The 13,991-nt window shown below is 72.8% G+C and carries 10 protein-coding genes and 1 riboswitch; of the genes, 3 read left to right on the top strand and 7 right to left on the bottom strand.

Translation table 11 applies throughout. From position 1 onward, the window contains the following. Nucleotides 1–136 precede the first annotated feature (136 nt). Genes GEV10_29140 through GEV10_29130 form a run of 3 tightly spaced genes read right to left on the bottom strand, consistent with a single transcriptional unit; the run spans nucleotide 137 to nucleotide 2,264 of the window. A complete protein-coding gene (locus GEV10_29140) occupies nucleotides 137–604 on the bottom strand; it encodes a ribose-5-phosphate isomerase (protein ID MQA82481.1) in 468 nt (155 codons plus the stop codon). Nucleotides 605–639: 35 nt separating this feature from the next. Beyond that, complete coding sequence (locus GEV10_29135; protein MQA82480.1) at nucleotides 640–1,578, bottom strand: Ppx/GppA family phosphatase; 939 nt, start codon at nucleotides 1,576–1,578, stop codon at nucleotides 640–642. Between the two features lie 53 nt (nucleotides 1,579–1,631). Further along, nucleotides 1,632–2,264, bottom strand: a complete 633-nt coding sequence (locus tag GEV10_29130; GenBank protein MQA82479.1) for a disulfide bond formation protein DsbA — start codon at nucleotides 2,262–2,264, stop codon at nucleotides 1,632–1,634. Between the two features lie 140 nt (nucleotides 2,265–2,404). On the opposite strand from GEV10_29130, the gene pepN reads away from it, so the two are divergent. Continuing rightward, entirely contained in the window at nucleotides 2,405–4,942 is a 2,538-nt protein-coding gene (pepN, locus tag GEV10_29125; GenBank protein MQA82478.1) for an aminopeptidase N, read from the top strand. A 172-nt stretch (nucleotides 4,943–5,114) separates the two neighbouring features. Here the strand turns inward: pepN and fhuB are convergent, their stop codons facing one another. From fhuB to GEV10_29105, 4 genes are all read right to left on the bottom strand, one after another. Next, nucleotides 5,115–7,205 (bottom strand): Fe(3+)-hydroxamate ABC transporter permease FhuB, encoded by a 2,091-nt coding sequence (gene fhuB / locus GEV10_29120; protein ID MQA82477.1) that lies wholly within the window; start codon nucleotides 7,203–7,205, stop codon nucleotides 5,115–5,117. Nucleotides 7,206–7,227: 22 nt separating this feature from the next. Further along, on the bottom strand, nucleotides 7,228–8,139 hold the full coding sequence (locus tag GEV10_29115) for an ABC transporter substrate-binding protein (GenBank protein ID MQA82476.1): 912 nt from the start codon (nucleotides 8,137–8,139) through the stop codon (nucleotides 7,228–7,230). 70 nt (nucleotides 8,140–8,209) lie between these two features. Continuing rightward, a complete protein-coding gene (locus tag GEV10_29110) occupies nucleotides 8,210–9,031 on the bottom strand; it encodes an ATP-binding cassette domain-containing protein (GenBank protein ID MQA82475.1) in 822 nt (273 codons plus the stop codon). 65 nt (nucleotides 9,032–9,096) lie between these two features. Continuing rightward, the gene (locus GEV10_29105; GenBank protein ID MQA82474.1) at nucleotides 9,097–11,412 is read right to left on the bottom strand and encodes a family 43 glycosylhydrolase; all 2,316 of its coding nucleotides are present in this window, start codon (nucleotides 11,410–11,412) and stop codon (nucleotides 9,097–9,099) included. A gap of 185 nt (nucleotides 11,413–11,597) precedes the next feature. Here GEV10_29105 and GEV10_29100 point away from each other — a divergent pair, with 185 nt between their 5' ends. After that, nucleotides 11,598–13,109: a bifunctional 3'-5' exonuclease/DNA polymerase gene (locus GEV10_29100; protein MQA82473.1), complete on the top strand. Its 1,512-nt coding sequence runs from the start codon at nucleotides 11,598–11,600 to the stop codon at nucleotides 13,107–13,109. A gap of 31 nt (nucleotides 13,110–13,140) precedes the next feature. Beyond that, nucleotides 13,141–13,239, top strand: a riboswitch (TPP riboswitch). Next, the coding region (gene thiM / locus GEV10_29095; protein MQA82472.1) for a hydroxyethylthiazole kinase at nucleotides 13,233–13,991 on the top strand (759 nt) is incomplete at its 3' end. (Overlaps the previous riboswitch by 7 nt.)

Here is a 13,991-nt window from a genome sequence, read left to right as displayed (position 1 = left end):
GGTCAAGGTCGGAGCGCTGGCAGCGTGAAGAGCCCCACCGGGATGAATCATGCCCACCTGACCGGTCACCGATAGCCGCCCAACCGTCTGCCGAGGTCGCCGTCACGACCCCACAGGGTTTTTCAGGTCGAAGTAGCTACGGGAGCGGCGGTGCCTGACCCGTGCGTTCGTACGCGGCGAGCATGCCGATGCGCCTGGTGTGCCGTTCCTCGCCAGAGTACGGGGTGGTGAGGAACGCCTCGACGAACGCGGCAGCCTCGTCGGCGCTGTGCATGCGGGCACCGACGGCGAGGACGTTGGCGTCGTTGTGCTGACGCGCCAGACTCGCCGTCTCGACCGACCAGGCGAGGGCGGCGCGGATGCCGCGCACCTTGTTCGCGGCGATCTGCTCGCCGTTACCGGAGCCGCCGAGCACGATGCCGAGGCTGCCGGACGAGCCCACGACGCTCTCGCCGACGCGGATGCAGAACGGCGGGTAGTCGTCCTCGGGATCCAGCTTCTCCGGTCCGGAGTCGACGGCGTCGTGGCCCTGCTCCGCCAGCCAGGTGAGCAGGTGAGCCTTGAGCTCGAATCCGGCATGGTCCGACCCGATGTACACGCGCATGGCCGGAATTCTGGCAGGCGCACGGGCGGACCCACCTAGTGGCCTTCGTGGCCGATCCAGTCGAGGCGGCGCAGGATGACGCCCTCGCGCAACGCCCAGGGGCAGATCTCCATCGACTCGGTCCCGAAGAGGTCCATCACGGCATCGGCGACGATCGCCCCCGCGAGCAGCTGGCGGGAGCGGCTGGACGAGACGCCGGGCAGGTCGGCCCGCTTGTCATGGTCCATCTCGGCGATGCGCGGCAGCCACTCGGCGAGCGCGTCGCGGCGCAGGGTGCGCCGCTCGTACAGGCCGGCGGAGCTCGGCGCGGCGCCACAGACGCGGGCGAGCGACCGCAGCGTCTTGCTCGTGCCGACGACGACGTCGGTCTCGCCCACCCTGGTGACGTCGTGCGCGACGGACGCGACCTGCGACCTGACGTACGTGCGCAGCGCCTTGACCTCGCCGGACTTCGGCGGGTCGGCGGAGATCCTGTCCCTGGTGAGCCGGCTGGCACCGAGCGGCAGGCTCGTGGCGACGTCGGGCTCCTCGTCGATGCCGACGGCGAGCTCGAGCGATCCCCCACCGATGTCGACCACCAGGAGCCGCCCGCTCGACCAGCCGTACCACCGGCGTACCGCGAGGAACGTCAGCCGCGCCTCGTCGTCACCCGGAAGTACCTGGATGTCGACCTGGCAGGCCTCGCGGATGCGGTCGAGCACGTCTCCCGCGTTGCTCGCCTCACGGATCGCGCTCGTGGCGAACGCGAGGACGTCCTCGCAGCCCCGGTCGTCCGCGACCTCGAGCGCCTCGGCGACCGTATGGCGCAGCGACCGCTCCCCCTCGGCGTCGATGCCGCCGTTCCCGTCGATGTGCTCGACGAGCCTGAGCCTCGTCTTGTGCGAGGAAGCCGGCAGCGGCCGCGCGCCGGGGTGCGCGTCGACGACGAGCAGGTGCACCGTGTTCGACCCTACGTCGAGGACACCCAGCCGCATGCGCTGATCTTACGAGTTCTGCCCGCGAACGCGCGGACCTCCGCGCGAGCCGGTCACGCGGCCGGCTCGTCCACCCAGAAGATCGGGTCGCGGTCACGCGTGCGCTTCAGCTCGAAGAAGCCGTCGGTGCCGGCGACGAGCCGGACGCCGTCCCACAGCCTCGCCGCGTCCTCGCCACGGGGCACCGGGGTGACGACGGGCCCGAAGAACGCGGTGTCCTCCACGCGCACCACGGGCGTGCCGACCTCCTGGCCGACCAGGTCGATGCCGACCTTGTGCGACGCGCGGACGGCATCGTCGTACTCGGTGGAGTCCATCGCATCGGCGAGCGACTCCGGCAGGCCGGCCTCGGCGAGCGCCTCGACGATCACGTCACGGTCGAAGTCGCGCTTGTCGTAGTGCCTCCTGGTGCCGAGAGCGGTGTACAGCGGCCCGAGCACCTCGTCGCCGTGCTGCTGAGCTGCCGCGATGCAGACGCGGACGGGTCCCCACCACTCGGGGAGCCGCTCCTTGTACTGCTCGGGCAGGTCCTCGCGCCCCTCGTTGAGGACGGACAGGCTCATCACGTGGAACTTCGTCGTCGTGTTCCTCTGCTGCTCGACCTCGAGCAGCCAACGGGACGTCAGCCACGCCCACGGACAGGCCGGGTCGAACCACATGTCGACGACGGTCGGCTCGTCCAGCACCGGGTCGGTCACAGCGCCTCCTCGTTCGGGTACACAGGGTGAACGGTCATCAAGGGCGACAACCCCTTCGAACCGACCCATGTTCCCGTGACAGGATTCCGGCACGGAAAGAGGCACCTCGAAGGAGACCATTCGTGACCGTGATCAACCTGACCCGCGATGACGCGCGCGAGCGCGCACGTCTCCTCGACGTCGCCTCCTACCGGGTCGACCTCGACCTCACCACGGGCGAGGAACGCTTCGCGTCGACCACCGAGATCGCGTTCACCTGCCGTGAGCCCGGCGCGTCGACGTTCGTCGACCTGTGTGCCCCCGCCGTGCGCGAGGCCACGCTGAACGGCCGCGCGCTCGACGTCAGCGGTTTCGACGGCATGCGCCTCGAGCTGCCCGAGCTCGCCGAGCACAACGAGCTCCGCGTGGTCGCCGACTGCGCGTACTCCCGTACGGGCGAGGGCCTGCACCGCTTCGCCGACCCGGCGGACGGGCGGGTGTACCTCTACACCCAGTTCGAGACGCCTGACGCACGGCGCATGTACACGTGCTTCGACCAGCCCGACCTGAAGTCGACGTTCGAGTTCACGGTCACCGCGCCGGCCGACTGGGTCGTCGTCTCCAACACCGCTCCCGACGTCGAGGCCGAACCCGCGGGTGACGGCGTCGGACGCTGGCACTTCCCGACGACGCAGCGGATGTCGACATACATCACCGCGCTCGTCGCCGGCCACTACCACCACGTGCACGACGAGCACGACGGCATCCCGCTCGGCCTCTACTGCCGGCAGTCGCTCGCCGAGTACCTCGACCCGGACGAGCTCTTCGACATCACCAAGCGGGGCTTCGACTTCTTCCACCAGGCCTTCGACTACCGGTACCCGTTCGGCAAGTACGACCAGCTGTTCGTGCCGGAGTACAACATGGGTGCGATGGAGAACGCCGGCTGCGTGACCTTCGTCGAGGAGTACATCTTCCGCTCACGCGTCACCGAGGGACGCCGTCAGCGGCGCGCGGAGACGATCCTGCACGAGATGGCGCACATGTGGTTCGGCGACCTCGTGACCATGCGCTGGTGGGGCGATCTCTGGCTCAACGAGTCGTTCGCCACCTACGCCAGCATCCACGCGGTCGCCGCGGCCACGCGCTGGACCTCGGCGTGGACGACGTTCGCCACCGAGACGAAGAGCTGGGCGTACCGCGAGGACCAGCTGCCGACCACGCACCCGATCTCGGCCGACGCCCCCGACCTGGTCACCGTGATGACGAACTTCGACGGCATCACGTACGCGAAGGGCGCGTCGGTGCTCAAGCAGCTCGTGGCCTACGTGGGACAGGACGAGTTCTTCGAGGGCCTGCGCCGCTACTTCAGGCGGCACGAGTGGGGCAACACCACGCTGGCCGACCTGCTCACCGCGCTCGAGGAGACGTCAGGACGCGACCTCGTGGCCTGGTCGAAGGAGTGGCTCGAGACCGCGGGCATCAACACGCTCAGGCCGGCGTTCGAGGTCGACGGCGACGGCAGGTTCACGTCCTTCACCGTCGCGCAGGAGGCACCCGCGACGTTCCCGACCCTGCGTCCGCACCGGCTGGCGATCGGGCTGTACGACCGCGCCGAGGGCGGCGGCTTCGCGCGCAGGCACCGGGTCGAGCTCGACGTCGTCGGCGCCACCACCGCGGTTCCCGACCTCGTCGGCGAGCGCCGGCCCGACCTGCTGCTGCTCAACGACGACGACCTCGCGTACACGAAGGTGCGGTTCGACGAGCGGTCGCTCGCCTCGCTGACCGAGCACGCCGACGAGATCGGCGACTCCCTCCCCCGCGGCCTCGTCTGGTCGACGGCGTGGGACATGTGCCGCGACGCCGAGCTGCCCGCGCGCGACTACGTCAGGCTCGTCCTCGCGAACATCGGCGGCATCACCGACATCACGCTCGTCGAGCTGCTGCTCGGCACCCTTTCGTCCGCCGTGCACGTCTACGCCGACCCGACGTGGCACGGCGAGGGCCGCGCCATGACCGCCGACGCGCTCGGCGAGCTGGCGCGCAACGCGCCTGCGGGCAGCGACCAGCAGCTGACCTTCGTGCAGGCGTTCGCGCGGTTCGCCACGACCCCGGCGCAGCTCGACACGGTCGCCGGCCTGCTCGACGGCAGCGTGGTCCTCGACGACCTCGCCGTCGACACCGACCTGCGCTGGAACCTGCTGGAGAAACTCGTCGCGGCGGGTCACGCCGGCGACGACGCGATCGAGGCCGAGCTCGCGCGCGACCGCACCTCCGCCGGCAGCGAGAAGGCCGCGATGTGCCGCGCGGCACGCCCGACCGCCGAGGCGAAGGCCGACGCCTGGGCGTCGGTCGTCGAGCGCGACGAGCTGCCCAACGCCACCCAGCGCGCGGTGCTGTTCGGCTTCCAGCAGCCCACGCAGGTCGAGCTGCTCGAGCCGTACGTCGCGCGCTACTTCGACGCCGTCGGCGACCTCTGGTCGACCAGGTCGGGGCAGATGGCGCAGCAGCTCACCGAGATGCTGTACCCGCGGCTCATCGTGTCGGACGCCACGGTCGAGGCCACGAGCCGCTACCTCGAGGAGCACCAGCCGCACCCCGCGCTCCAGCGCGCCCTGCTCGAGGGCAGGGACGGCGTCGAGCGTGCCCTCCGCGGCCGGGCCCGCGACGCGGCGGCAGGCGTCTGACGGCAGGCGCCTGACGGCTCCCCTCACCGTCGCTCCCCCCTCGTGATGCGCCCTGGGTCGCCGCCGCCGAACCCGTGAGGGGCACCCCGACCGTGGCAGGGCACGGTGAGGGGCCCCCTCACCGTGCCGGCCCAAGCGCCCAGGACGACAGATCGCGGCTGGGGGCGGCTGCCTAGGCGGCTCCTCTGGCGCGGGAGCGCCAGAGGAGCCAGAGGAAGTACGGCGTGCCGAGCAGGGCGGTGAGGAGGCCGGCCGGCAGCTGACCGGGGGCGATGACCGTACGCCCCACGGTGTCGGCCACGCAGACCAGCGTCGCGCCGAACAGCGCCGACACCGCGAGCACCCGCCGGTGCCGACCACCGACGACGGCGCGGGCGGCGTGCGGGGCCACCAGGCCGACGAACCCGATCACCCCGGCAGCAGAGACGGCGGCGGCGGTCAGCAGGACGGCGACGCCGAGGATGGCGAGGCGGACGGGTTCGAGCCGTACGCCGAGGACCCGCGGGGTGTCCTCGTCGAGCGCCAGCAGGTCGAGGTGCCGGTGGGACAGCACGGCCAGCACGACGGCCAGCACGAGCATGACCGCGACCGGTCCGGCGTCGGTGAGCGAGCGGCCGTACGTGCTGCCGGCCAGCCAGACGAGCGCGGGGCCGATGTCGTACTGCCGGCGGACGACGAGGGCGGTGGTGATGGCTGCCGTGAGTGCGCCCATGCCGACGCCGACGAGCACCAGCCGGTCGGGGCTCATGCCGCGACGCCAGGCGAGCAGGTAGACGCCGACGAACGCCGCGACCGCCCCGATCGCGGCGACGCCGGAGACGGACACGGCCGACGCGCCCGGCACGAGGACGATGAGCGCCACGGCGCCGACACCGGCACCCCCGGTGACACCGAGGATCCCCGGCTCCGCAAGCGGGTTGCGGGCGACGGCCTGCACCGCGGCGCCCGCCAGCGCGAGCGCGGCCCCGGTCAGCAGGCACAGCACCACCCGCGGGAACCGCTGGTCGAGGACGAACGTGACGCCGCCGCCCGCCGTCCCGCGGATCCAGTTCATGACGTCACCGAGCAGCACGATCCGGTCGCCGATCAGCATGCTGACGACGACGGCGGCGACGAGCAGCGCGGAGACCACGACCACGATCACCGCGAAGTAGCGCGTGGAACGCCCCGCCGGATGACCCGCGGCCGGGGGCGTGCGCGTGGGTCCGGAGTCGCGGTGCCGCCTGGCCAGCCAGATGAGCACAGGCGCGCCGAACAGCGACGTCACGACGCCGGCCGGGATGTCGACGCCCGCCGCGCCGCCGAGCACGGCACGCGTGAGCACGTCGGCGCCGAGCACGACGACACAGCCGGCGACCGCCGCGGCCGGGATCAGGCCGGCGAGCCGGTGCACACCGAGTAGCCGGACGACCGTCGGCGCCAGCAGCCCGACGAAGCCGATCTTCCCCGCGACGGAGACCGCGGACGCCGCGAGCAGCACGGCCACGATCACGGCGACGACGCGGATGATGCCGACCTTGATCCCGAGAACGCGGGCGGTGTCGTCGCCGAGCGCGAGGATGTCGAGCGGCCGGCACAGCAACAGGGCCGCGGCGACGCCGACACCGATCACGGGCAGCACCTGCATCGTCTCGTCGGTGCCGCTCTGCACCAGCGACCCGTCGCCCCAGGCGAACAAGCCGACCGTCGACTCCTGGTCGATCAGCTGCAGCGCCTGCGAGCCGGCGGCGAGCGCGAGGGTGACGACCATGCCGGCGAGCACCAGCCGTGTCGGGCCGGCCGCCGCGCCCGAGGACAGCGCGAGAACGAGACCGGCGGCGAGCAACCCACCGGCGAACGCGACCGCGGTCGTCGACAGTGCCGGGAGCGACGTACCGAGGACGGCGACGAGCACCACGGCGAAGCCCGCGCCCGCGTTGACGCCGAGGGTGTCGGGAGTCGCGAGCGCGTTGCGCGCGACCGACTGCAGCAGCGCGCCGGAGACACCGAGCGCGATCCCGACGACGAGGCCGGCGAGCAGCCGGGGCACCCGCGAGCCGATGAGCACGTCGAGCGTCCGGGAGTCACCGCCACCGCCGCCGAAGACCAGCCGGAGCAGGTCGACCGGGCCGATGTCGGACGTCCCCTGCGTGACGTGGACGAGCCCGAGCGCGGCGACCAGGACCAGCCCGGCGACCAGGACCAGGGTGGTCCGGCCCCACCGCGGCGCGGGTGGCGCGGCGGTGGGGCCGGGGGCGGGCTGGCGGCTCAGCGTCTCGGTCACGGTGTCAGCAGGTGTCGACGGGTCAGGTGAGCGCCGCGACGAGCTCGTCGACGAACTGGCTCGTCGACGCCGGTCCGCCGAAGAGCCAGGTGCCGCCGTCGAGCTTGTGCACCTGGTCCTTCTTCACGAAGCTCAGGTTCTGCCAGATCCGGTTCTTCGGCAGCTTGGTCTCGAAGATGTTGTCGACCGGTGCGATGTAGTAGAACTGGGCGTCGCCGATCTTGGTGAGCCCCTCGACGTCGGTCATCGCGAGCCCCCAGTCGTCGGACTTGCCGGTCCAGGCGTTCTCCAGACCCATCTCCTCGGCGACGTCGGACCCCAGGGAGCGCTTGCCGAACATCCGGACCACGGGTGCGCCCTGGTCGGTCCAGCCGTGCGCACCGGCGAGCTTCGTGCCGGCAAGGCCCGCGTCGGCGATCTTCTGCTTGCCGTCGGCGAGCTTCGCGTCGAAGTCGGCGAGGACCTTGTCGCCCTCGGCCCCCTTGCCGACGGACTTCGCCACCGCGGTGAACTGGTCGCGCATGTGCTGCAGGTTGCCGTTCGGGTCGGTGCCGTCGAAGCAGAGCACGTCGGCGATCTTCTCGAACTGCGGCAGCGGCTTGCCGCATGCGCCGCTGGTGGTGGCGAGGATCAGATCGGGGTCGAGGCCGGCGACCGCGTCCAGGCTGACCTCCTCGCGCAGGCCGACATCCTTCACCGAGGTCGGCGCGGGCTCGGCGGACACCCAGACGTTGTACTGCTTGATGTCGGCGATGCCGACGGGCGTGACGCCCAGGGTGAGCAGGTTCTCGACGAGTCCCCACTCCAGCGCGACGACCCGCTTGGCGGGACCGGGCAACGTCTGCTCGCCGCGGCTGTCGGTGACCTTGATGTCGGCGCCGGTGCTCTGCTCCTTCGGGGCCTCGGTGGTGCCGCATGCGGCGACCGCCAGCATGACGACCGCCACGAGGGCAGGCGCGAACGACTTCGGAGAACGCACGGATGTCCTTTCGGTTGCTGCTGCGTCAGTCGCGGACGGCGAGCCGCCGCGTGTGGTGCCGCCCGACGGGCTGGCAGGACAGGAGTCCGGTCGAGGAGTCGGTCTGCACCTCGACGTCGATGCCGTACACGGGACCGAGGCGGTCGGGCGTGAGCACATCGTGCGGTGCTCCGCTCGCGACGACCCGGCCCTCGGCGAGGAGCGCGACGTGATCGGCGACGGCGGCGGCCTGGTTGAGGTCGTGGAGCACGACCCCGACGGCCACGTCGTGGTTGTCGACGAGGTCACGGACCAGGTCGAGGATCTCGACCTGGTAGCGCAGGTCGAGGAACGTGGTCGGCTCGTCGAGGAGCAGCACGTCTGTACGCTGCGCGAGCGCCGTCGCGAGCCACACCCGCTGCCGCTCGCCGCCGGACAGCTCGTCGACGCCGCGCTCGGCCATCGACTCGATGCCGGTCACCGCCAGCGCCCACGCGACGACCTCGGGCCCCTCGGCGTCGCTGCCGCCGAACCGGGGCCGGTGCGGGTGCCTGCCGTACCCGACGACATCGCGCACCGAGACGCCGCTGGGCACCGGCCGCGACTGCGCCAGCAGCGTGACGCGCCGCGCGAACTCCTTGGCCGACAGCGGCGCCGCCGGCTCGCCGTCGAGCTCGACTCGGCCCTCGGTGACCTTGTGCAGCCTGGCCAGCGCGCGCAGCAGGGTCGACTTCCCCGAGCCGTTCGGCCCGACGAGCGCGGTGACCTCGCCGCGGTGCAGCGCGATGCCGGCCTCGCGCACGACGGGCTCCTTGCCGTAGCGCAACGTGAGGTCGATGCCCGAGAGCGCGTGCGGTCCGCCTGCCATGGGGACATCTTAGGCTAGCCTTACCTACAGCGCGCCACCCCGGCCCGCGCAACGCGGACGCGCCGTCACGGCCGACTGACGCGGACGTAGTCGAACTCCGCCATCGCAGGCCCGTACTCCGCGGTGGTCTCGGGCAGCGAACCCTGCGACACCAGGCCGATGCGAGGATCGGCGTCGGCGGGCAGGGTCCAGGTGAGGCCCCACGTCCAGTGCCGGCCGTCGGTGCTCGAGCCGGCGCGGAAGCGGTGCTCGCCGGTCTTCGGGTCGAGGCGGTGCGCCAGCTTCAGCCAGGTCGTGTCGCCCGGTGGCCCGGCGAGGCCGCCGCCCCACGACCTGCGGCCCTGGAACACCGTCTCCTTGCCGAACTCCACGATCCTCGTATCGGCCACTGCCACCACGTCGAGCCGCAGGAACTCGTCGTCGCCGACGTACACGAGCAGCCCGGCCTGCTGGAAGTTGCGGACGTCGTCGGTGCCGATGCCGAGCCGCAGCTTCGTCGTGACGGTGTACGAACCCTCCGGCATCTCGCGCAGCAGCGCCGCCGGGGTACCGGTGCCGACGAGGTCGCCGTCCTGCGTGGGCCACCGCAGGTCGCCGCTGACGACGCGCGCCGCGGTGTCCTCACGCAGCCAGCTCCACCCCTCGGCGAGGCCGTCGCCGAACTCGTCGGAGTACGCCGGCAGCGGCCGGCCCTGCGCCGGCGGCGGCACGGTCTTCGTCACCGGCCGGTAGAGGGCGTTGGCCGAGAAGTTGTCGACCTCCGCGTCGCCACTCGCGACGACGCCGGCGGCGCCCGCGCGGCCGGTGGACGGCAGCCGCAGCTCCGTCGTCGCCCACGGGTCACCGAGCCTGCTGTCGGTCACGTCGACCGTCGCGGTGCGGCCGCGTACCTGCAACGCGAGCGTGTGCCACGCGTCGGCCGCGTAGCTCGCCGGCAGCTTCGCGGAGGCCGTACGCACGACGCGTCCGTGCACGACCGCCTCGACGCGCAGCTCACGCCTGGCGGCGTCGACGACCGCGCGCACCTGGTCGCCGTGCTTCGACACGCGCGCGGCGACACCCGCGGCGGCGTCGGAGGTGCGCACGTCAGCCTCGACGCGCACGTCGCGGTCGCGCAGCTCGCGGGTGGTGGCGAGCGTGTCGCGCCCGAGTGCGGCGTACCCGCCGGACTGCGGGTCGGGACCCTCGACCGCGAGTTCGCCCGACCTGACGTCGAAGAGGTCGGCGGTCGCGTCGGCGTCCTCGAACCTGTCGTCGACCTCTCCCCTGACGACCGGCCCGTCCGGCTGCTCGGTGTCCGTCGCGAACGCGCCCGCGTTGACGATCGGCCACCCGTCGATCCAGTCGAGCCGGTCGATGCTCATCGGCCGCATGGTGAAGCCCGGCTGCACGTCGAGCCACGGGTCGTCGCGGTCGATGGCGTGGTACGTCATCCAGTCCTGGCCGGACGCGTCGACGACGGCGGAGTGGTGTCCGGTGCCGATCCACTTGTTGCCGTTGGGCGCAAGCACCGGCGTGCCACCGGCACGGCTCGCGACCATGTCCTCGCCGTCGCGGTCGCGGAACGGCCCGAGCGGGCTCTTCGCGCGCCCGACGAAGACGCTGTACCCGGTGGTGGGACCCGCGCAGCAGTTCGCCGACGACGCGAACAGGTAGTACCAGCCGTCGCGGTGCACGACGTACGGACCCTCGTAGCGCGCCGCGCCGATCTTGCGCGGCTCGGTCTCGGCGGTGAGCCCGTCGGCGGAGAGGCGCACCATCCACAGGCCGCTGTCGAAGCCGCCCCAGTACAGGTAGTGGGTGCCGTCGGTGTCGGTGAACAGCGCCGGGTCGATCGTCGTGTCGTACGCGTCCCCGAACGGCCGCGGCGGGATCAGCGGCTCGGGCTCCGGCGTCCACGGGCCGGACGGCGTGGGCGCGGTCGCCACGCCGATCGCCGGGTCACCGCCGCCTGGCACCGTCTTCGTGTTCGGCACGGTGACATACAGCAGGTACTTCCCGTTGAGGTACCTGACGTCGGGCGCCCAGTAGCCCGTGCCCGCCTCGGCGTACGGCGGCTCGGCGCCCGGGGCGAAGAACGGCCCGACCTCGGTCCACGTGCGCAGGTCGGCCGACCTCGCGATCTTCGAGTTCGCGCTCCGCGCGTTCTGCTCGTCGAAGGGCCCGCCGGTGCCGTACGCGTACCAGAAGCCGTCCTTGCCGCGCATGACCGCGGGGTCGGGGAAGTCGATCGAGTAGCCGGCGGTGACCGGGTTGGTGTACGGCGGTGCCTGGTCCTCGGCCGCGCGCACCGACGTCGCGGGCGCGGGCGCGAGCGCGAGGGCGAGGACGAGGACGAGCAGGAGGGCAGGGAGGGTGACCGGACCGGGAACGCGACGCATCGGGGGGTTCCTCTCGACGGGCGAGGTCTTGTTGTAACCGGTTCGTTCCATCGTTGTAAAGACCCGGGGCGCGAAGACGTACTGTCGGTGCCGTCGGGCACAATCGGCACGTGCCGGTCGTGGTCACCAGCGGGGCGCTACGTGAGGTCGACGAGTCGGGTGCGCCCGCCGGCGACATCGTCGCAATGCCCGGTGCCGAGGCGCTCGCGGCGTACGTCGAGACGCGCGAGCGTGCCGACTCCCCGCGCTGGGTGTTCGCCGACACCGCCGCCGACTACCCCGCCGTCCTCGCCGCGCTCGGGTCCCGCGCCACGCCGCGGCGCTGCCACGACCTCGCGCTCACCGAGGCGCTGCTGCGCCGCTATGCCGGCGAGCCCCTCGACGTCGCGCCCGAGCCGGCACGGCGCGGCGCGCAACCCGACCTGTTCGCGGTCGACCCGCCGCGCGCCGATCCGGCCGAGCCGCTCGCACGTGCGGTCGAGGCGTACGCCGACCAGCGGCGCCGCATCGCGGCGACGGGCCTGCCACAACGGTTCGACCTGCTGGTCGCCGCGGAGTCGGCCGGCGCGCTCGCGGCGACCGAGATGACCGCGGCCGGCCTCCCGTGGGACGTCGCGGCGCACGACACCGTCCTCACCGAGCTGCTCGGCACGGCCGATCCCGCGGGCGGGCGTCCGAGCCGGCTCGCCGCCCTCGCCGCCGACGTCCACGAGGGCTTCGGGCGTCCGGTCAACCCCGACTCCCCCGCCGACCTGCTCGCGGCGTTCCGGCAGGACGGCTACGACCTCGACACCACCCGGGCGTGGGCGCTGCGCAACCTCGACCACCCGGCGATCGAGGCGCTGCTCGCGTACAAGGACCTCGTTCGGATCCACACCGCGAACGGCTGGGCGTGGCAGGCAGCGTGGGTGCACGACGGCAGGTTCCGGCCGACGTACGTCCCTGGCGGCGTGGTCTCCGGTCGCTGGGCGACGAAGGGGGGTGGCGCGCTGCAGATCCCGCGCCGGCTGCGCGCGGCGGTCGTCGCCGATCCCGGTCACGTGCTCGTCGTCGCCGACGCCGGGCAGGCCGACCCGCGGGTGCTCGCCGCGATGTCCGGTGACCCCGGCATGACCGAGGCGGCCCGCACCGACGACATGTACGAGGCGCTCGCGGCGCAGGCGTTCGGCGGCGACCGCGGCCGAGCGAAGCTCGGGCTGCTCGGCGCGATGTACGGCCAGACCAGCGGCGAGGCGGCCGCGCCGCTCGCGACGCTCCGGCGCCGCTACCCCGCCGCGCTCTCGCTGCTGGAGCACGCGGCCCGACGCGGCGAGCAGGGCGAGCTGGTCCGCTCCCACCTCGGCCGCACCTGCCCGCCGCCCGGCGAGGGCGAGCTCGTCACGCAGGCCCGCGCACGGGCGCGCGGCCGGTTCACCCGCAACTTCGTCGTCCAGGCCACCACCTCGGAGTGGACCCTGGCGCTGCTGGCCGGGCTGCGGCTCGCGCTCGCCGACCTGCGCACGCCGGACCGTCGCGCCGACCTCGTCTTCTACCAGCACGACGAGGTGATGGTGCACGCCGACGAGACGCTCGCCGACGACGTCGCCGATGCGGTACGCGAGGCCGGCGCCGCGGCCACCCGCCTGCTGTTCGGCGACACGCAGGTGCGCTTCCCGCTCGACGTCAAGGCAGCGAAGACGTACGCGGACGCCCACTGACAGAGACACACCGGTCGCCTTGTACGGTCGGGAGCGTGACGCGGGGTGCCCGGTGCGCCCGGGCTGAGAGCCGACACCCGTCGAACCTGAACTAGTTCGCGCTAGCGGAGGGACGTCACCGTGATGACAGCACCACCCACGATGCCGATCGACGACGTCGTGGCAGACCTCGCCGCGCTGCGGCGGCGTACGCCGCTCGTCCACTGCCTGACCAACGACGTGGTGAAGAACGTCACCGCCAACGTGCTGCTCGCCGCCGGGGCCGCCCCCGCGATGATCGAGGACCCCGGCGAGGCAGCGGAGTTCGCCCGGGTCGCGGACGCGCTGCTCGTCAACCTCGGCACCCTCACCGAGCCGCAGGCCGAGGCGATCAACGCGGCCGTGCCCGCCGCGCACGACGCCGGTACGCCGTGGGTGCTCGACCCGGTGGCGGTGGGGGCGGTCACGTTCCGCACGCAGGTCGCCCACGAGCTGCTCGCCGCCGCGCCGACCGTCGTCCGCGGCAACGCGTCGGAGATCCTCGCTCTCGCCCGCGCCGGAGGTGGCGGACGCGGCGTCGAGTCGATCGCCGACTCGTCCGACGCCGTCGGCGTGGCGGTCGAGCTCGCGCGTACGACCGGCGGCGTCGTCGCGGTGTCGGGCACGGTCGACTACGTGACCGACGGCGACGTCACGTACGCCGTCCCCGGTGGGCATCCGTTGCTGACCAGGATGACCGGCGCGGGCTGCGCGCTCGGCGCGCTCGTCGCCGCCGCGACGGCGGCGAGCGGGTCGCCGCTGCGCGGCGCCGTCACCGCGAGCACGCTCGTCGCGGCCGCGGCGGAGCTCGCCGCGCGCGAGTGCGGTGGCCCGGGTTCGTTCGCGGTCGCGCTGCTCGACGCG

This window comes from Streptosporangiales bacterium (assembly GCA_009379955.1).
GTDB lineage: Bacteria > Actinomycetota > Actinomycetes > Streptosporangiales > WHST01 > WHST01.
Note: the sequence above shows the minus strand (reverse complement) of the source record. Positions and strands in the feature narration are given on the sequence as shown.